At 72.4% G+C, this 18,105-nt stretch carries 15 protein-coding genes; 7 read left to right on the top strand and 8 right to left on the bottom strand.

Translation table 11 applies throughout. The features are described from left to right. Nucleotide 1: 1 nt before the first annotated feature. The 4 genes from ACZ3IL_RS00145 to eccE all read right to left on the bottom strand — a co-directional run bounded on the left by ACZ3IL_RS00145 (nucleotide 2) and on the right by eccE (nucleotide 7,303). Nucleotides 2-1,837: an ABC transporter substrate-binding protein gene (locus ACZ3IL_RS00145; protein WP_467386730.1), complete on the bottom strand. Its 1,836-nt coding sequence runs from the start codon at nucleotides 1,835-1,837 to the stop codon at nucleotides 2-4. Between the two features lie 192 nt (nucleotides 1,838-2,029). Beyond that, nucleotides 2,030-4,891: an SCO5717 family growth-regulating ATPase gene (locus ACZ3IL_RS00140; protein WP_467385312.1), complete on the bottom strand. Its 2,862-nt coding sequence runs from the start codon at nucleotides 4,889-4,891 to the stop codon at nucleotides 2,030-2,032. A gap of 217 nt (nucleotides 4,892-5,108) precedes the next feature. Continuing rightward, entirely contained in the window at nucleotides 5,109-5,999 is an 891-nt protein-coding gene (locus ACZ3IL_RS00135) for a hypothetical protein (RefSeq protein WP_467385311.1), read from the bottom strand. After that, nucleotides 5,999-7,303, bottom strand: a complete 1,305-nt coding sequence (eccE, locus tag ACZ3IL_RS00130) for a type VII secretion protein EccE (protein WP_467385310.1) — start codon at nucleotides 7,301-7,303, stop codon at nucleotides 5,999-6,001. The genes ACZ3IL_RS00135 and eccE overlap by 1 nt, the downstream gene beginning before the upstream one ends. 191 nt (nucleotides 7,304-7,494) lie before the next feature. Here eccE and eccB point away from each other — a divergent pair, with 191 nt between their 5' ends. From eccB to ACZ3IL_RS00095, 7 genes are all read left to right on the top strand, one after another. Beyond that, a complete protein-coding gene (gene eccB, locus ACZ3IL_RS00125) occupies nucleotides 7,495-9,039 on the top strand; it encodes a type VII secretion protein EccB (RefSeq protein ID WP_467385309.1) in 1,545 nt (514 codons plus the stop codon). A gap of 9 nt (nucleotides 9,040-9,048) precedes the next feature. After that, nucleotides 9,049-10,305 carry a type VII secretion-associated serine protease mycosin gene (gene mycP, locus ACZ3IL_RS00120; RefSeq protein WP_467385308.1) on the top strand — a complete coding sequence of 419 codons (1,257 nt, stop codon included), beginning with the start codon at nucleotides 9,049-9,051 and terminating at the stop codon, nucleotides 10,303-10,305. An 87-nt stretch (nucleotides 10,306-10,392) separates the two neighbouring features. Then, on the top strand, nucleotides 10,393-10,851 hold the full coding sequence (locus ACZ3IL_RS00115) for a hypothetical protein (protein ID WP_467385307.1): 459 nt from the start codon (nucleotides 10,393-10,395) through the stop codon (nucleotides 10,849-10,851). Between the two features lie 17 nt (nucleotides 10,852-10,868). Continuing rightward, nucleotides 10,869-12,245 (top strand): hypothetical protein, encoded by a 1,377-nt coding sequence (locus ACZ3IL_RS00110; protein ID WP_467385306.1) that lies wholly within the window; start codon nucleotides 10,869-10,871, stop codon nucleotides 12,243-12,245. A gap of 12 nt (nucleotides 12,246-12,257) precedes the next feature. Continuing rightward, complete coding sequence (locus ACZ3IL_RS00105; RefSeq protein ID WP_467385305.1) at nucleotides 12,258-13,511, top strand: S8 family peptidase; 1,254 nt, start codon at nucleotides 12,258-12,260, stop codon at nucleotides 13,509-13,511. A gap of 31 nt (nucleotides 13,512-13,542) precedes the next feature. Then, a complete protein-coding gene (locus ACZ3IL_RS00100) occupies nucleotides 13,543-13,875 on the top strand; it encodes a hypothetical protein (protein WP_467385304.1) in 333 nt (110 codons plus the stop codon). 14 nt (nucleotides 13,876-13,889) lie between these two features. Further along, nucleotides 13,890-14,198, top strand: a complete 309-nt coding sequence (locus ACZ3IL_RS00095) for a WXG100 family type VII secretion target (protein ID WP_467385303.1) — start codon at nucleotides 13,890-13,892, stop codon at nucleotides 14,196-14,198. Nucleotides 14,199-14,284: 86 nt separating this feature from the next. Here ACZ3IL_RS00095 and ACZ3IL_RS00090 read toward each other — a convergent pair whose 3' ends face one another. The 4 genes from ACZ3IL_RS00090 to ACZ3IL_RS00075 all read right to left on the bottom strand — a co-directional run bounded on the left by ACZ3IL_RS00090 (nucleotide 14,285) and on the right by ACZ3IL_RS00075 (nucleotide 18,101). Then, a complete protein-coding gene (locus tag ACZ3IL_RS00090; RefSeq protein ID WP_432063287.1) occupies nucleotides 14,285-14,518 on the bottom strand; it encodes a DUF397 domain-containing protein in 234 nt (77 codons plus the stop codon). A gap of 97 nt (nucleotides 14,519-14,615) precedes the next feature. Beyond that, the gene (locus tag ACZ3IL_RS00085) at nucleotides 14,616-15,272 is read right to left on the bottom strand and encodes a hypothetical protein (RefSeq protein ID WP_467385302.1); all 657 of its coding nucleotides are present in this window, start codon (nucleotides 15,270-15,272) and stop codon (nucleotides 14,616-14,618) included. Beyond that, entirely contained in the window at nucleotides 15,272-15,940 is a 669-nt protein-coding gene (locus ACZ3IL_RS00080; protein WP_467385301.1) for a hypothetical protein, read from the bottom strand. The genes ACZ3IL_RS00085 and ACZ3IL_RS00080 overlap by 1 nt, the downstream gene beginning before the upstream one ends. Continuing rightward, nucleotides 15,933-18,101 carry a hypothetical protein gene (locus ACZ3IL_RS00075; RefSeq protein ID WP_467385300.1) on the bottom strand — a complete coding sequence of 723 codons (2,169 nt, stop codon included), beginning with the start codon at nucleotides 18,099-18,101 and terminating at the stop codon, nucleotides 15,933-15,935. Before ACZ3IL_RS00075 ends, ACZ3IL_RS00080 begins: the two co-directional genes overlap by 8 nt. Nucleotides 18,102-18,105: the final 4 nt, after the last annotated feature.

The following is an 18,105-nucleotide window of genomic DNA, read 5'->3' as shown; positions in this document are numbered from 1 at the left end:
GCTACTCGCGGTCGTCGGCGGTCGCGCGGCGGCGGCGGGCGGCCCAGACGCCCGCGCCGAGGAGGACGACGGCGGCGGGACCGGCCACCAGCCAGACCCCGGCCGGCGAGGAGTCCGCCCCGGCCCGGGAGGACGACGCGGCGGGCACGGCCGACCACCAGCTCCAGTAGCCGTCCTGTCCCCAGAGGTTCCCGCCGTCCGCGGGCATGGTGGTGAGGGAGGCGATGTGGTCCGTGCGGTACGCCTCCAGGGCGTTCGGGTAGGCCATGACGTTCATGTACCCCGTGTCGTACAGCCGGGACTGCATCCGTTTCACCAGGTCCGCCCGCTTGGCCGCGTCGTACTCCACCGCCTGCCGCGCGTAGAGCCCGTCGAACTCCTCGTCGCAGATGAAGTTGTCGGTGGCCCCGGTGTCCTTCGGCGTGGCCGGGAGGGTGGCGCAGGTGTGGATGGAGAGGACGTAGTCCGGGTCGGGGTTGACCGACCAGCCGTCGAAGGCGAGGTCGTAGTCGCCCTTCTGCCAGGGGTCCGAGACGCTGTCCAGGCACTCGACCCGCAGGCCGATGCCGAGCTTGCCCCACCACTCCTGGAGGTACTTGCCGACCGCCTTGTCGTTCGGGTCGGTGGCGTGGCAGAGGATACGGAAGTCGAGCGGCCGGCCGTCCTTGCCGACCCGCTTGCCGTCGGCGTTCCTCCGGTACCCGGCGGCGTCGAGGAGCTTCTCCGCCCCGGCCGGGTCGTAGGCCCGCTTCTGCGTCCCGGTGGGCTTCCAGAAGTACGAGCCGAAGCGGGGCGGGATGTACCCCTCGCCCTCGACGGCGTGGCCCTGGAAGACCTTGTCCACGAGGGCGGCCCGGTCCACCGCGAGGAAGAGCGCCTTGCGGACGGCCGGGTCGAGGAGCGCCTTGTGGCCGTTGCCGAAGGCCGTCCCGTCCTGCGCGCGGGCGCCCGGGTTGGTGGCGAGGGCGTAGAAGCGGCGGCCGGGGGCGTCGTTGACCTTGATGTCCTTCTGGGACTTGAGGGCGGCGGCCTGGGCGGGCGTCAGGTTCGGGACGAAGGACACCTCGCCCTTCTGGAGGGCGGCGACGGCGGCGTCACCGTCCTTGTAGTACTTGAAGACCAGCTCGTCGAACTTGGGCGCGCCCCGCCAGAACCTCTTGTTGGGCTTGAGCCTGACGTACTGGTCGACCTTGAAGTCCGTGATGACGAACGGCCCGTTGCCCACGAGGGGGAACTGCTTGTCGTTGTTGAACTTCGAGAAGTCCGTGACCTTCTCCCAGACGTGCTTGGGCACGATCGGCACGTCGAGCGCGGTCATCGTCGCCTGCGGCTTCTTCAGCCTGATGACGAGGGTCTTCGGGTCGGGCGCGGTGACCTTCTCGAAGTTGGCCGTGAAGCTGCCGTTGGCGGTGGCGGCGTTCGGGTCGGTCATCATCTTGTTGAAGGTCCAGGCGGCGTCCTCGGCGGTGGCCCGCCGCCCGTCGGACCAGAACGAGTCCTCGCGGATCGTGTACGTCCACGTCAGCTTGTCGGGCGAGGGGGTCCACGCGGTCGCCAGCCCCGGGATCGTGCGGGCGTCCTTCGGGTCGTAGTTCGTCAGGTACTCGTAGGCCAGCCGGTGGATGCTCGTCGAGGTGAGCTTCTGGGCGAGGAACGGGCTCAGCGAGTCGATGCTCTGCGAGACCGCCACCGTGAGGGTGGTGCCCCCGGCCTTCCCGTCCTCGGCCCCGGCGGTGCCGGGGACGGCGGCGAGGGAGGCCGCGGCGAGGCCGGAGGCGAGCAGCAGGCGGAGGGTTCCGCGGGCGGGAGCGGGGCGGGGTGGAGCCTTCGTGACCATGACCATGGGACGTGACCTCGCGTCGGAGTTGCTGGCGTGGACCCTGGACTGACGATGAGTGAAGCGAAGGTGTATCAGCGGTGGTCTGCCGTCGTCAACGATGGCTCAAACCCCTTGTGGGCTGCGGGAACGCCGAGAGGCTCCGTACCGGGGGACCGGTACGGAGCCTCATTGGTCTACTCCTGTGACGCCCTACTGCTGAGGGGCTGGCGGTGCCTGCGGGGGTCCCGGCGGGCCGGCCTGCGGGGGCAGCGGCTGCCCGGCCCGCTGCTCGGGGGATTCCTGCGCCGGAGCCGGCTGCTGCCAGGCCGGGGGCGCGTCCGGGTGGCCGGGGTACGGCGGGTACGGCTGCCCGGACTGAGGGGGCTGGGACGGGTACGGCTGCCCGGCCCGGGGATCCTGGGGGGCGTACGGCTGACCCGGGGGGAACGGGCCGGGCATCGGGCCGGGGCCCTGGCCCTGCGCCGGCTGCCCCGGTGCCGGGTACGCCTGCGGCGGGTACGGCTGTCCGGGCTGAGGGGGCTGGGAGGCGTACGGCTGTCCGGGCCGGGGGGCCTGGGGGGCGTACGGCTGACCGGGGTGCGGCGGGTACGGCTGCCCCGGCGCGCCCTGGCCGGGCACCGGCTGCCCCGGCCCCTGCGGACCCGGCATCGGCGGGGCCATGTGCGGGGGCGGCGCGCCCTGGCCGTCGCCGGTCCAGAGGCCCTGCGCCTGCTGCGCCCGTACGAAGTCCTCGGCCACCAGCGCCGACAGGTGGAAGTACGCCTCGCGGGTCTTCGGCCGCATCATGTCGAGGTCCACCTCGGCGCCGGCCGCCAGGTGCTCGTCGAAGGGCACGACCACGACCCCCCGGCAGCGGGTCTGGAAGTGCTGCACGATGTCCTCGACCTTGATCATCTTCCCGGTCTCGCGGACCCCCGAGATGACGGTCAGGGAGCGCTGGACCAGATCGGCGTAACCGTGCGCGGAGAGCCAGTCCAGGGTGGTCGACGCGCTGGAGGCGCCGTCCACGGAGGGCGTGGAGATGATGATGAGCTGGTCGGCCAGGTCGAGCACCCCGCGCATGGCGCTGTAGAGCAGGCCCGTGCCCGAGTCGGTGAGGATGATCGGGTACTGCTTGCCCAGGACGTCGATCGCCCGCCGGTAGTCCTCGTCGTTGAAGGTCGTCGAGACGGCCGGGTCCACGTCGTTGGCGAGGATCTCCAGGCCCGAGGGCGCCTGCGAGGTGAACCGGCGGATGTCCATGTACGAGTTGAGGTACGGGATCGCCTGCACCAGGTCGCGGATGGTCGCCCCGGTCTCGCGCCGCACCCGGCGGCCGAGGGTGCCGGCGTCCGGGTTGGCGTCGATCGCCAGGATCTTGTCCTGCCGCTCCGTCGCCAGGGTCGCGCCGAGCGCGGTGGTCGTCGTGGTCTTGCCGACGCCGCCCTTGAGCGAGATGACCGCGATCCGGTAGCAGGAGAGGACGGGCGTCCGGATCAGGTCCAGCTTCCGCTGCCGCTCCGCCTCCTCCTTCTTCCCGCCGATCTTGAAACGCGAGGCGGCGCCGGGGTTCCGGCTGGACTTGGGCTTCTGCTTGTTGTTCCGCAGCAGCCGGTCGGAGGACAGCTCGACGGCCGCGGTGTACCCGAGCGGGGCGCCCGGCACCGAACGCTCGCGCTGGTCGTGCGTGACCGGCGAGGGCCAGGCGGCGCCGGTCCGGGGGTCGACGGGCGGCTGCGCGTCGTGCGGGGGCCCCGGCTGCGGCTGGGGAGCCTGCGGGGGTACGGCGCCGGGGTGCGGGAAGCCGTACCCGCCCGGCCCCTGGGCCTGTGGCGGCACCCCGCCGGGCTGCTGCGGGTAGCCGTAACCGGGCTGCTGCGGGGGCGTCCCGGGGTGCGGGAAGCCGTCACCGGCGCGCGGCGCCGGGGGCTGCGGACCGTGCGGGGCCCCGGGGTGGCCGTACCCGCCCGGCTCCTGGGCCCGCGGCGGTACGGGACCGGGGGCGCCGGGAACCGCCGGCGAGGGCCAGGCGGTGGGCGGCGGCGACCCGGCCGGGGCTCCCGGCTGGGCACCCGCGACGGGCGGGGCGGGCTGGAACGACGGCGGCAGCGGGGGCAGTCCGGGCTGCGGCCCGGCGGCCGGGAAGGGACCGGGAGCGGCGGGACCCCCGGAGGCCGGGAAGGCGCCGGGGGCGTCGGCCGGCCGGCCGGCGGCGTCGTACGGGCCGGGAGCGGCGCCCGGACCGAAGCCCCGCGGCGCGACGGCGGGGGCGTCCGGGGAGGCGGCCGCCGTGTCCGCGGCCTCCGTCTCCGTGGCCGTCTCCGCGCCGGCCCCGGCGGGCCGGTCCTGCGGGGCCGCGGTGTCGTCGGGGGTTCCGGCCGGCTCGCCGCCGGCCGTGGGGTCCGCCACGGACGGCTCGGCGTCCTCGGCCTCTTCCGGGCCTCCGGAGGAGGTCTCGCCGGGGCCCGCCGGGGCGTGGCCGTCCTCGGCCGGGGCCGGAACGGCGTCCGGGCCCGGGGGAACGTCCGTCCCCCCGGCGGCGCCCGCCGTCGCGGGCTCCGCGGTGCCGTGCCGGAGCGCGGCGGGAGAGAAGCGCACGGTGGCACCGCTCTCCACGTCTCCGCTTCCCCCCGCGGAGGGCGCGGCGGGCACCGCGCCGCCCGGCGCGGTGGGGTCCTTCGGCACGGAGTCGTCCGGCACCGGTGCCGTCGGCGCGGCGGCGGGGGCTCCGCCCGCCGGGAAACCGTCCGCGGGCGGCGCGGGCTCCGGTGCGGCGGGCGCGGCCGACGCGGGCGGTGCGGCGGGCGGCGTCGGCGTCACCGGCGGCGCGGGGCTCCAGTGGGGCTCGAAACCGCTGCCCGCCGGCAGGCCCGGCACGGAGAGGGGCGTTCCGCTCGGCGGCGGGGGAGTGGCATCGCCCGCCCCCGTACTGCCCGGCGCGTTCTGCGTGTACCAGGCGGGCGGGGTGTAGTCGATGGTGAACTCACCCGTCGTCTCGGCGGGGTCCGCGTCGGACTGATCGTCGGCGGATGGATTCCAACCCCCGTGGATCTCGTCGCGGTCGCCGTTCACTTTGCCTCCTGGTGTGGTCGAGCACCCTTGTGCCGTCGTGGGCGGGGCCCTTCCACCCTAATCGGCGCGGGCGACCCGCGGGCAGGCCCGGCGGGCCCGTCCGCCCGTCTCCGGCACCCGGTCCGGCCCCCCAAGTGGCCCGGCCGCGCCGCAGAGTGAGAACCTCCACCGTTCAAAACGATGCAAAAAGGGACGTAGGTGAGCGACTTCGTGCCGCTCAGTCCATCCGGCGCGCGCCGCCCAACAATCCGGTCTCGGCCTCCGTCGCCTGCGTCATCACGAACTGGCGGTCGTCCGGAGTGCACCAGAGGGTCACCCCGTCCGCGAGCGTGGACAGCGCCTCGTACTCGGGGCGCGGCAGGTTCATGATGCGGCCGATCCGGACCGCCTCGTCCGGGGACACCCGCTGGATCCCGGCCAGGGAGGACTTCTCCAGGAGACCGGGCGCGACCGGGCTCAGATAGGGGAGCAGGGTCACCACCGACTGCCAGGGCGCCGACACCACACGGCCGCGCGGCGGCCGCATGCCGCAGTCGCGCACCACGACCACCGGACTGCCCGCCGACGCGCCCTGCGGCGGCACCCGGCCCACCTCGTGCAGCGTGACGCACGGCTGCCCGCCGCCCGCGGCCTGCGCCAGTGCCGTCCACGCCCGCGCGCGGCCGGTCTCGACCGCCACCCGCGCACCCGTCGCGGCGACCCGCAGCGCCAGGACCTGCGCGGTCCACAGGCCGCCGATGAGGACGATGTCGTGAGGGACGGGCCGGTTGACGCCGAGCACGGCGGGGTGGCCCCCGGAGTCGACGCCCATCACCACGCCATCGTCACCCACCGGGAGGGCCAGCGCGTCGAGTTGCTCCACGGAGACGGAGTGCCGGTCGCGGCGCGGTCCGACGAGCCCGAAGCCGAACCGGGGCCGTCCGCCCCGCCCGGCGGACCGGGGGGCGGCGGGGGCGGCCGCCCGTCCGCCGTACGTACCGGAAGCCGGCCGCGAACCGTGCGCACCGGGGGCGACGGACGCCCCGGACGCCCCGGGAGCACCCGCGCCCGGCCGCGGACCGTGAGGGCCGGGGGGACCGTAGGGGCCGGGTGAGGGCGCGGTGGACATCAGCGCACACCCCCCAGCGGAAGCGTCGCCAGGACGCCGGGCACCTGTTCCCGGTCCAGTCGCACGAGCCCCGTCCTCACTCCGCGCGCCGCACGCTCCAGTTCGTGCCGCGCGGTCACCAGTTCCTCGTTGCTGCGTCCGGTGATCCGTACGTGGCCGGTCATCGTCACCTCCTGCCGGTCCCCGCCGCTCAGCGTCAGGCTGAACGTCGTCGCGAGCGCGGGCAGCGAGGTCAGCAGGGCCACCAGCTGCGGCATCGACGCGCCCGCGCCCCCGTTCCGGCCGCCCAGCTGCGGCCAGCGCCCCACCCAGTACGTCGTGTGCCAACGGTCGTCCACCCGCCAGGTCCGGGCGGTCTCCAGGGTCCGGCGTTCCCGCGCCCGGACCCGGCCCGCCTGCGCGATCGCCATCGGGCTCGCGCAACTGGACGTGGCGAGCGCCGAGGTGAGCTCCTGCTCGGTCAGCACGCCCGCCCGGAACCCGGCGCCCGCGAGCCGACTCGCCAACTGGTCCGCCGCGCGCACCAGGCACTTCTGCGCGCCCGTCACGCCGCCGCCGCGCGCGGCGACCGCCTCCGGGCACAGTTCGGGGTCGAGCTTGAGCGCGATCCAGGTGATCCGCACCGCGGGCGAACCCGTCTGCGCCTGGAGCGGCCCGTAGTTGCGCGCCGCCATCGACTGCGCCGGCAGGTGCGGCGCGGGCGCCGGCTGGGTGTGCTGCACGACCTGGGCCGACTCCAGCCGGATGCCGTCCACGCTCAGCGCGTCCCGGACGATTCCGACCGGCAGCGGCCGCGCCGTCCGGTCGGGCCGCAGCGCCGTACCCTCCGACTCGACCCGCAGGACCGCGGTCAGGAAGGTGCCGTCCCCGACCATGCCGACCGGGCGCCGGTCGCGGTCGTTGTACGTGAGGGTCCGCAGAGCCGGGTCGCACTCCACGACCGGCGCGAACCCCGGCTCGGTGCCCTCGGGCACCGTGAACGACGCGGCCCGGCGCGTCCGGGCGCGCAGCGCGAGGAAGGCGCCGAGCCACTCGGGCAGGGAACGACGGCGCCGGCGCACCACGGCCAGCAGGACGAGCACCACGGCCACCACGCCCACCGGGACCAGCAGCATCGGCTCCACGGCCCAGGCGACGAGCAGCAGGGCCGCCGCCACCTCGACCAGTACGAGCTGTTGCAATCGGAACGAGCCGAAATGACCGGGACGGGCCTGGAGTCGCGGCGAGACCGAGGAGCCGGACCCCGCGGACGGGGGTGCGGGGACGGAGGCCGCGGCGGGCCGTCTCCGCGTCGCGGAAGCCATGATGGAGAATCCCCCTCAATTCGTCCCGATGACCCTGGCCCGCCAGGGCTTTGGCGGCCGGATCACCCTACCCGCCCCACGAACCCCACGGGACAGCAGGCATAGTAGGGGGCCGGTCCGACGGCCGGGGCCCGGGTGCCGTTCCCCCGGCCGCCCCGCGAGAAGATCGCGCCTGACGAGAATGGGGACTCATGGCATCGCGGCGGGACGAGCTCAACGCGTACACCTTTGCGAAGAGGCGCACGGTGGCGGCATTCCTCCAACCCTCTCCCTCCGGTACGGAGGAGGGGGCGCCGAAGCCGCTGCGCGCGGTCCTCCCCGGGGTGGTCGTCGCCGCGTTGGCCGTCGCCGGGTTCGGCGCCTGGGGCATGTTCAAGCCCACCGCCCCCAAGGGCTGGGACGAGCCCGGCACCCGCGTGATCGTCGGCAAGCAGTCGACGACCCGGTACGTCGTCCTGCAGACCGGCAAGGGCAAGGACCGGAAGACCCTGCTCCACCCCGTCCTCAACCTCGCCTCCGCCCGGCTCCTGCTCGACCCCGACAAGTTCCAGGTCATCCAGGTCGAGGACAAGAAGCTCGACGAGGGCAAGCCGCCGCGCGGCCCGATCCTCGGCATCCCCTACGCCCCCGACCGGCTGCCCCCGGCGGACGAAGCGGGCCGGGCGAAGCGCTGGGCCGTCTGCGAACAGCCCGGCGCCGGCAAGGGCGCCGGAGTCCAGAAGGCGACCTTCCTCTTCGCCGAGCGCGACCTCAAGCTGACCGAGGGCGCAGGCCGGCTCGGGGACGGGCAGGTCCTGTACGTCAGGGGCCAGAAGAGGAACGCCCGGTTCCTTGTCGATCACACCGGTACCAAGTACCCGGTGAAGGCCGGTTCCACCGGACTCCTCACCGCGCTCGTCGGCCTCGGCAAGGAGCCCCAGCCCGTCACCGACGACTGGCTCGCCACCCTGAAGACCGGCGACGAGATCGACTTCCCGCGCGTCGACGGCCGCGTCGGGGACTCCGCCGGCATACCGGGCGACACCCTCACCGACACCGAGAACCGCATCGGCATGGTCCTCCTCGCCCAGACCGGCTCCGGCCCCCAGCACTACGTCGTGCTCGCCGGGAAGGTCCGGCCCGTCACCCCCTTCACCGCCTGGCTCCTCATCAACTCCCCGCAGACCGGCGTCCTCGACATGGACGGCAGGGCGACCACCGTCGACGCCTCCTCCATCGACCCGGACCCCACCCCCTTCCACGACGGCGTGCGCTGGCCCCGGCTGAAGTCCACCCAGGTCAACGCCGTCACCGGCTCCGGCGCCCGCGACACCGTCTGCAGCGTCCTCACCCACGTCGACGAGAAGGGCGGGACGACCCTCACCACCTGGGCCGGCCGCGACTACCCCGCCGACGTCACCGCCGGGGGCACCAGCACGTACGTCACGCCCGGCACCGGCCTCCTCTACACCCAGATCCAGGGCCGGCAGAAGACGCCCGGCGGCTCCCTCTTCCTCGTCACCGACACCGGCCTGCGGTACGCCGTCCAGGCCAACGGCGACAGCGACTCCGACCGCTCCGAGATCGGCGCGGGGGAGCAGCCGCAGAGCGGCGGGCGCCCGGAACCCAGCGACGCCCAGAAGCGTCTCGGCTACGAGAAGGTCACCCCGGCCCTGGTGCCGATGGAATGGTCCGAGTTCCTCTCGAAGGGCCCGCGCCTGGACACCAACAGCGCGCGCCGGCCGCAGGGTTCCTAGGGGGTACCGGTGACGACCACGCACCGCACGGCGGCCCTGCTCACCGCCGGCGCCCTCACCCTCCTCCTCGCGGCCCCCGCGGCGGCCGCCGCGCCGCACCGGGACGCGCCGGCCCTCGACGGCAGCGGCGAGTGCACCTTCCCCATGAAGAAGCAGATCGAGGGCACCCCCTGGCCGCTCCAGCGGGTCCTCCTCGACGAGCTGTGGCAGGACACCAGGGGCAAGGGCGTCCGGGTCGCCGTCGTCGACACCGGCGTCGACGACGTCAACCCGCAACTGCGCACCGCCGTCGACGCCAAGGCGGGCAAGGACTACCTCGAGCCCGACAAGAAGAACCCGGGCCCCGGCGACGAGAAGCGCGGCAGGACGGACGGCACCGTCGACGAGGTCGGCCACGGCACCAAGGTCGCCGGCATCATCGCCGCCCGCCCCCGCAAGGGCACCGGCTTCGTCGGTCTCGCCCCCGAGGCGACGATCATCCCCATCCGGCAGAACGACGAGAACAACAGCGGCACGACCGACACGATGGCCCGGGCCGTCGACTGGGCCGTCGCGAAGAACGCCCACGTCATCAACATCTCGCAGGACACCACCAGGGCCCTCGCCCCGGACTCGCCCCTGGCCGAAGCCGTGGCGAACGCGATATCCAAGGGCGTCGTCGTCGTCGCCTCCGCGGGCAACGACGGCATGGACGGCACCCTCAGGAACACCTACCCGGCCGCCCTCCCCGGCGTCCTCGCCGTCGCCTCCTCCGACCGCGACAACGAGCGCGCCGCCTTCTCCCAGTCCGGGACCTTCGTGGGCGTCGCCGCTCCCGGCGTCGACATCGTCTCCACCGTCCCCGGCGGCGGCCAGTGCGTCGACAACGGCACCAGTTTCTCCGCCCCGTACGTCGCGGGCGTCGCCGCCCTGCTCCGTGCCAAGTACCCGAAGTGGACCCCGGCGCAGATCGTCGCCCGCATCGAGCAGACCGCCGTCCGTTCCGTCAACGGGCGCGACAACCACGTCGGCTGGGGCGTGGTGGACCCCGTACGGGCCCTCGCCGACCTTCCCGGCACACCGCCGTCCTCGCCCACGCCCGACCCCGGCCCGCCCGAGCCGCCGGCCCCGGAACCGGCCCGCCTGGCGCTGTCGGAGACGTCCCAGGAGCGTTCCGAACGGCTCGCCACCTACGCGCTGGGAACGGGGGGCGTCCTGGTGGCCGTGGTCGCCGGAACGGCCACCGTGATCCGTGACAGCCGCCGCCGGAAGGGGGTACGCCCTTGAACGATCCCCGGAGCAGAGCTTTGCAGTTGGAACTGTCGTACCGAATGGCTAGAGTGGCCGCTGTTCTTGTGGGACGGGGGAAGTGACGTGGCAGGACCGGACGGGGACGGCAAGAAGGACCTGGAAGTCGGAGAGGTGACGCTCCAGACATTCCAGACGCGCATGCAGAAACTGCTCGACGAGTTGAAGAGTTCGCCCGCCGAGCACACGAAGATCGGCGAACAGAAGATCGCGCCGGACGCGTACGGCACGGGCTTCGCCGCCGCAACCGAGCTGCACGGGGCGTACGACAAGGTGCGCACGCGGCTCGAAGAGCTGACGAAGATCTTCGGCGAGACGATCGAGGCGATGGGCATTCGCGCCCAGATCGCCGACAAGGGCTACGCGGGTGTGGACGAAGAGGAGCGGCGGCGCTTCGCCGCGATCCAGAAGTCCGTCGAGACGGGCAACAACGAGCACCACGGCACCGGGGGCCGGGGCGCGCCCAAGCCCGGGCAGCCGGTCACACCGGCGCACGGGACCGCCGACACCGGCGGATTCAGCTGACGGGGGAGGAACACACGATGTCGGGAGAGTTCGAGGGGAAGTCCCTGGACGCCCTGTACGCGATGATCGCGTCGGCCAAGCCCGAGGAGCTGTCGAGCAGCGGCACCGCCCTCGCGGCGGCGGTGCCCAAGATCCTCGCCATCGCCACCGACCTGCGGCACTACATCAGCCGTGTGGAATGGGAGGGCGCGGGCGGCGACGCGTTCCGCAAATGGGGCGCGGACATGGTCTCCGAGACCCTGGTCCTCGGCGACTTCACCAAGGTCGTCTCCGAGGAGATGAAGCGCGCCGGCCAGGCCCTCACCGAAGCGAAGGCCGCCGTGCCGAAACCGGCGGGCATGTGCTTCGCGGACCCGGAGAAGGAGAAGGCCCGCATCGAGGCCGAGAAGGGCCCGAAGCTCCAGGAGGCGATCCAGCAGCTCCGGCGCCTGTCGTCGTACTACGACGCGACGCGGGAGCGGCTCGCGACGGAGCGACAGCCGGAGTTCAAGCCGCTCACCAGCAATGAGTACGGCTCTGAGCACGAGTACGGCACGGGTGGCGGCTCCGGATCCTTGGCATTCTCGGGTACGAGTACGGATACGGGCTCCGCCCCCGTCGTTCCCTCGTCGTCCCTGCGCCCTGCGGAGCCGGGCGCAGGCGGCACTGACCGGATCACTCCGCCGTCGCCGACGCCGCTGACCACGCCTCCTCCGCCGGCCGTACCGCCGGACAGGGCGGTGGACACCCACCTCGACTCGGTGACCATCGCGCCGGAGGTGCCGACCCGTCCCACGGCCCAGCCCCCGGCCGCGCAGCCCCCGACGACGAGCGGACCGGGGCCCGTGCTCCCTCCCGTCGCTCCGCCCCTCGCTCGGCAGACCGGTCCCCACGGTGGCCACCCGCTCCCGCGCCCGGCCACCCCGGCTCCGTCGGGTCCCGTCACCCGTGCCCCCGGGCTCACGGGTCCCGGCCCGCTGGGCTCCGGTCCCCGGGCCGAGGGCATCACGGGTGGCCGACAGGTCCCGGGCCACCCCGGCCCCGGTCGACCGGGACGCATGCCCATGGGCACGGTCATCGGTGAGGAACGCGCCGCCTCCCAGTTCGGCCGCGGCGCCGCGGGCATGCACGGCCCCGGCGCCGGGGGCTTCGGCGGCGCTCCCGGCAGCACGCCCGGTGCGGCGGGCCGCCGGCTGGCGACCCAGCCGGGCGGAACCGCCGGATCCGCCGCCACGTCCACCACGGGCGGGCGCGCCTTCACCCCCGGTGGCACGGGACTCGTCCGTCCCCCGGCCTCCACCAATCCGGATCGGAAAGAGCGTCGCGAAACGCGCAACCGTCCCGACTACCTGTCCGAGGACGAGGAGACGTGGACCTCGGGACAGCGCCGGATCGTCCCGCCCGTCATCGACTAGGAGCCCTTCCCGATGCCCTTCCCCACCCGGGCCGTTCGCAGCCGAGCGGTCGGTCTGCTCGGCGCTCTGACCGCCGTCGTCGCGACGTGGACCGTCGCGGCGCCGGCGGCTCAGGCGGACGACATGCGGTCGCGCCAGTGGTACCTGGACGCGATGAAGGCGGACGAACTGTGGAAGGTGGCCACGGGCAAGGGCGTCACGGTCGCCGTGATCGACACCGGAGTCGACCCGACACTGCCGGAACTCCGTGGAAAGGTGCTGCCTGGGTTCGACGCCTTCGACGACAAGGGGGGTTCGGGCCTGGTGGACGACAAGGACACAGAACGCCACGGCACGAACATGGCTCTCACCATCGCCGGCAGTGGTGCCGCAGGCGGTGCGAAGGGCATCGCTCCTGGAGCGACGATCCTCCCGGTCAGGACGGGCAACTTTGTCTCTCACGCGTGGAAGCCGGTCTTCAAGGGCATCCGGTACGCCGTGGACAACGGTGCCCGCGTCGTCAACATCTCTTCGGGCGGTCCGGCAACCGAAGCAGAGCTCAGCGAGTGGCGCACCGTAGTCGACTACGCCTTGGGCAAGGGAGCTCTGATCTTCGCGTCGTCGGGGAACTCCGGGCTCGAAACTGTCGACCACTACCCTTCGATGCTCCCCGGCGTCGTCGCCGTCGGAGCCCTCGACACCAAGGGCAAGATCGCCAAGTTCTCCAACTACGGCTCCCACCTGGCCCTCACCGCCCCCGGCGTCGAGATCCCGGGGCGTTGCCTCAAGGACAGGAACAAGTACTGCGCCATCGAGGGCACCAGCCAGGCCACCGCCATCGCCTCCGGCACCGCCGCCCTCATCTGGTCCGCCCACCCCGACTGGACCGCCAACCAGGTCCTCCGGGTCATGCTGGAGACGGCCGGGCACAACGGTCCCGTCCCCAGCAAGTACATCGGCTACGGCTCCGTACGCCCCGCTCAGGTACTCCTGGAGGGCAAGGGGAACCCGGGCGACCCGGACGTCAACCCGCTGCTCGCCGCGCGGGCGAACACGTCGCCCGCTCCCTCCGCATCGCAGACTTCCCCCTCTCCTGAGGACACGGGGGCAAGCGGCACGAGCCCGGCCACGGGCCCCGGGTCCCCCGGGAAGACCGGGTCGGCCACCGGGGCCGAGGAGAGCGGTCTCCCGCCCTGGGCCGTCGCCGCGAGCGCCGTCGCCGTCGTCGCCGTCCTGGGCGCCGGCGTGACGGTGGCAGTACGCAGGAGAGCGTCGACAGACGCATGAGCAAGGTCACTTCACCAACCGAGGAGCAGGAATGAGCACTCCCGCCGGCGGGTTCGGACTCGCGGACGACCCGGTCGTCAAGGCCAAGAACAAGATCATGGAGACCGGTGAGGCGGTCTCCAAGCAGGCGCGCGAACTCGCCAACATCCTGGAGACGTGCAGCGCCGGCTGGACCGGTGTCGGCGCGGTGGGCTTCAAGCAGGCCCAGACGACCCTCAACGAGGACCACGACGTCATCCGCCGTCTGCTGGGCGTGCTGCTCAACGCCGTCGGCGAGACGAAGAACCTCAGCAACGCGAACGACGACGACGTCCGTGCCGCGTTCGCCGCCGCTAACAACAGCTCCGCGCTCAACAACCTCTAAGAAAAGGGGACGAAATGTCTGCCGACAGCGCCGGTACCCGGGTCCGGTACGAGAGCGTCCAGGAGATGGCGAACCGCATCCGCACGGTCTCGCAGAACATCATCAAGGACATCCAGGAGATGGACACCGCACTCAAGGTCGTCACCGACACCTGGGACGGTGACGCGCACCGCGAGTACGAGATCCTCCAGCGCAAGTACAAGAAGCGCGCCGAGGACATGAAGGACCGGCTCGAGAAGGTCGCCCGGATCGTCGAGCAGGGCAAGGACAGCTACCGCGCCACCGACGTCAAGGCCTCCCGCCTCTTCACCGAGGCGTACTGACCCGCGTCCGCGCCCCGGTTCCCCGGAGGACACGCGAAGGGGCCCGCTTCCCCGGGGAAGCGGGCCCCTTCGCGTTCCGGCGGTTCCTACCGCAGGTCGAACTCCCCGTCCCTGGCGCCCAGGACGAAGGCGTCCCACTCGGCCTTGGTGTACCGCAGCACGGTGTCGTGGTCGAGGGAGGAGCGCATCGCGACGGCGCCGCCCGGCAGGTGGGCGATCTCCACGCGCTCCTCGTCGGGGCTCGTCCCGGGGGCCCCCTGCCACTCGACACCACTGATGTCGAGTGCGTACAGCTCGTCCTTCTCCTGCTGGGTGCCCATCTGGCTCTGCTCCTTCGTGCGGTGAAAAAAGGCGGAACGGCGTAGCGGTTCCATCATGGACGCCGGGCGGACGCCCTGTCAGACGGAACCGGGGGATTCACTTCGCCTGCGAGGCGAAGGCCCGCGCGAGCGCGAGGACCTGTCCGCGCTCCAGGGTGGTCTTCCCGGCGTCCCCGGCGGTCAGGACCAGGGCGAGGTCGCCCTTGCCGCCGGAGTCGAGCCGGACCGTCACCACGTTCCCGCCCTCGCTCTGCACGGCCTCCCCGGCCTTCGCCCCGGCACCCTTGACGGTGTATGCCCTGAGCGCGGAGAGGTCCATTCCGCCGGCGGCCTGGATGACGGGTGCCTGGAGGTACACGGCGTTCCCCTCGCTCACGGCGCCGGTGCGGACCTTCAGGTCCTCCCCGCCCAGGTGGTACGAGCAGGTGATCAGCGCCCCCGGCTTGCCCGCCCAGGGAGACTGCGGGTCCGTCGTCCGCCCGCCCTCGGCGAGCGCGGCGGGCTCATCGGCCTCGGCGCCGGCCGCCCCCGGCTCCACGCTCCGGTCCAGCTTCGCGGCCTCGGCCGCCGCGCCGGCGTCGTAGGGCAGCGGACACGTGTCGGTCCCGTCCTTGTCGGCCTTCTCGGCGATCTCGACCACCCGGTCCACGCTCAGGGCCCCTCCGGCCTCCTCCCCACCGCTCCCGCAGCCGGCCAGGACGAGGAGGAGGGCGGCGCCCGCCGCGCTCCGGGCGATGTGCTTCGCGTGGATCATCAGGAGGCGCTTCCGTTGAGGGGCTTCACGACGGGGTCCTTCGCCAGCGGCTCGTTCTCGCAGTCGAGGAGTTCGGTGGCCCGGCGTGCCATGAGGTAGGCGAACGTCATCTGCTGGTCCTGGGTGCCGTGGTCCTTGACGGTGCCCAGGTTCGTGGTGAACGAGACGGTCGCGTGGAGGAGGACCTTCTCCGACGGCTCCTTCAGTTCGCCGGGCAGTTCGCACCGTGCGTAGAGATCGGTGGTGACGTCGCCGGACCTTCCCGTCGCACCGTTCAGCCGGTAGCGGCGGGCGCCCTCCCCGGTCGTGTCCTTCTGCGCGCCGGAGAGCGGCACCCACCCGTACTCGACGGTCGTCTGGCCGCCGTCGCCGCGACCGTCCGGGAGGTACGAGCACTGCCTGACGGTGGGCGCCTTCCCCTCCTTCAGGTATTCGCGCAGGCGGTCCTGCGTCTTCTCGACGAACCGGGGGCCCGGGTAGCCGTTCCGGGTGGTGAAGGAGTCCGTCCGCATCACCCGGGTCAGCAGTTCCGCCTCGGGGGAGCCGGCGGAGACCGCACAGGCGTAGTCGTCCGGACGCTCCGCCCGCGGCTGCGTGTCGGTACTGCACGCCGTCGCCGCCAGTACCGTCGCCGTGAGCAGGAGGAACCGCGTCCGGCGCCTACTCACCGTGCTGGAGGTGCGTCTTGGCGGCGTTCCGCCCGGTGTCGTAGGCCTCGTTGGCACTGTTCTTGGACTCCTTCCAGGCCCCGTCTTCCTTGATGCCATTCTTCTCTCCCCAGGCGTCGAACAGACGGTTGGTGCCCTCCATGCCGCTCGCGTAGTTGTTGCTCGCGTCCTTCTTGCCCTGCGCCTCGGCCTCTTCGGTGACGTCCTTGACCCAGTCGTACTTGATCGTGTCGATGAGGGCGCCGCCCGCGGTTCCGGCGATCGGGATCTCACCGATCAGCCCGTTCGCGCCGATCGCCGCGTACTCGGCCGTGTCCTCGGCCCATTCGACCCTGTCGTCGCCCTTGTCCTTGTAGACGTCCGCGCCGATGCCGTTGAGCGCGCCCATCGCCACGCCGATGTCCCGGCCCCGGTCGTTCCAGTCCGCGCTCGAACCGTGCGTCTTGTCGCCGTCGTACGCGGGGGCCCCGGCGAGTTCGGAGGCCCCGTAGGTGCGCTCCGCCTCGTAGAGGAGGGAGTACGCCGCGCCGTCGTCGGCGATGCCGCGCATGACGCGGACGAGACTGCTCTGGCCCACCGCGATGTGCGCGTTGTCGCCCGAGCCGGTGATGTCGTCGTTGCCGCGGATGCCGCCGTAGGAGGCTTCCTGGCCGCCCAGGATCACGTGCGTGTCGGCGACGTAGTCGACGAGGGCGCGTGCCAGCGGCTGCTGGATGTTCTTCAGCTCGTCGGGGAACTCGTCGGCGCCCATGTCGTGGTCCAGAATCCTGATGGTGTTCTGCATGACCCGCGCCTGTCCCTCGGTGTGCGGCCCGGGCGGGCCGAGCTTCTCGCCCGGCTCGTGTCCCGTCGCCGCCGCCTGGATGGCGTTGCCGAGGCCCGTCGCCTTGAAGGGGTCGTCCATCTGCATGGGGGCCGAGTAGAGGGTGTTCATCGCCGGATCCGGCCACTTCCGGTCCGTGAGCAGGAACTTCAGGTGCTCGTTCGCGTTCCCCGGGGCCTTGGGGTCGAGGAAGTACTCCGCGTCCTTGGGGTCCTTGCTCATGATGTCGAGCAGGCCGTCCAGCGGGTCGTGGGCGAGGTTCGGCCGCTGGCCGTCGAAGAAGTGCTGCCAGACGTGGGGCTTCTCCTTCTCGATCCTGATCATGTCGTCGCCGATCTCGTTCAGGAACTCCTTGCCGTACGCCTTGGGGTCTCCCTGCTTCATCATCGTGACGAGGACCTGGTAGCCGTTGGTCACGTTGCCGTAGCGCCCGAAGTTCTCCGTACCGAGCCCCTTGAGCCCGTCCACGAACGGCCGGTACGCGTAGCCGTTCGGGTCCTTCGTGCCGGAGGCGATCGTGTCCGCCAGGCCGGCGTTGATCGAGTTGTAGAGCTTCTTCTCGGCGTCCGAGATGCCCCGCTCGTTCGACGCCAGGTTCATCCGGTCCGCTATCTTCAGGGCGTCCTTCGCGCCGAGGCCGTCCAGATAGGCCTCGCTGAAGTGCTTGTCGCCGGAGTTCTTCCGGAGCAGGTCCCGGTAGTGCTCCAGTTCCTCCTTCGACGCCTTGCCCTCGCGCACCTTCTCCGACAGGGCCAGCGCCTCGACGGCCTCGACGTCGCCGACCGGCTTCGCGTTGAAGCCCAGGGGAGCGGTGCCGTCCGCCCCGGAGGCGTTGAGCAGGGCGGTCTTGACGTCCGCGTCGAACTCCGTGACGGCCTTGACCGCGTCGTTGATCTTGGTCGTGTACGACATCTCCACGTCCCGCAGGCCCGGGTCGTGGCGGATGGCGTTGGCCTCCTGGGCGCTGACCTTGCTGAAGTCGTAGCTGGCGTTCCCGTACTCGGAGACCTTCATGCCGGCGGTCACGGCTTCGTCGACCGCCGCCTTCACCCGGCCCTTGAGCTCGGTGAACGTACTGTGCGCGTCCCGGAGGAGCGACTCCATGGCGCGCGCCTCCTTCTGCGCCGAGTCGAGCTCCTTGCGGGTGATGCCGAAGTTGGTCGCGCTGACCTGCTGAGCCTGGCCGGTCCACAGCGGCCCGCCCGTGGCGACGCTCTGGACCTCCTTCTCGTACATGTCCTCGACCTTCTTGAACTTCTCCGCCATGCTCTTCCAGCCGTCGGCGGCGGTGCTCAGCTTGCCGAGGTCGATCTCCATGATCTCCTGGTACGTCGGCATCGCT

Source organism: Streptomyces sp. NPDC014907 (assembly GCF_055562975.1).
This window is presented reverse-complemented; position numbering and strand designations above follow the sequence as displayed.

Coding starts and splice junctions, on each gene's coding strand:
- ACZ3IL_RS00075 (WP_467385300.1), bottom strand. CDS start 18,101: ATGCCGACGTACCAGGAGATCATGGAGATCGACCTCGGCAAGCTGAGC.
- ACZ3IL_RS00135 (WP_467385311.1), bottom strand. CDS start 5,999: ATGTCCACCGCGCCCTCACCCGGCCCCTACGGTCCCCCCGGCCCTCAC.
- ACZ3IL_RS00090 (WP_432063287.1), bottom strand. CDS start 14,518: ATGGGCACCCAGCAGGAGAAGGACGAGCTGTACGCACTCGACATCAGT.
- ACZ3IL_RS00105 (WP_467385305.1), top strand. CDS start 12,258: ATGCCCTTCCCCACCCGGGCCGTTCGCAGCCGAGCGGTCGGTCTGCTC.
- ACZ3IL_RS00095 (WP_467385303.1), top strand. CDS start 13,890: ATGTCTGCCGACAGCGCCGGTACCCGGGTCCGGTACGAGAGCGTCCAG.
- eccE (WP_467385310.1), bottom strand. CDS start 7,303: ATGGCTTCCGCGACGCGGAGACGGCCCGCCGCGGCCTCCGTCCCCGCA.
- ACZ3IL_RS00085 (WP_467385302.1), bottom strand. CDS start 15,272: ATGATCCACGCGAAGCACATCGCCCGGAGCGCGGCGGGCGCCGCCCTC.
- ACZ3IL_RS00100 (WP_467385304.1), top strand. CDS start 13,543: ATGAGCACTCCCGCCGGCGGGTTCGGACTCGCGGACGACCCGGTCGTC.
- ACZ3IL_RS00110 (WP_467385306.1), top strand. CDS start 10,869: ATGTCGGGAGAGTTCGAGGGGAAGTCCCTGGACGCCCTGTACGCGATG.
- ACZ3IL_RS00145 (WP_467386730.1), bottom strand. CDS start 1,837: ATGGTCACGAAGGCTCCACCCCGCCCCGCTCCCGCCCGCGGAACCCTC.
- eccB (WP_467385309.1), top strand. CDS start 7,495: ATGGCATCGCGGCGGGACGAGCTCAACGCGTACACCTTTGCGAAGAGG.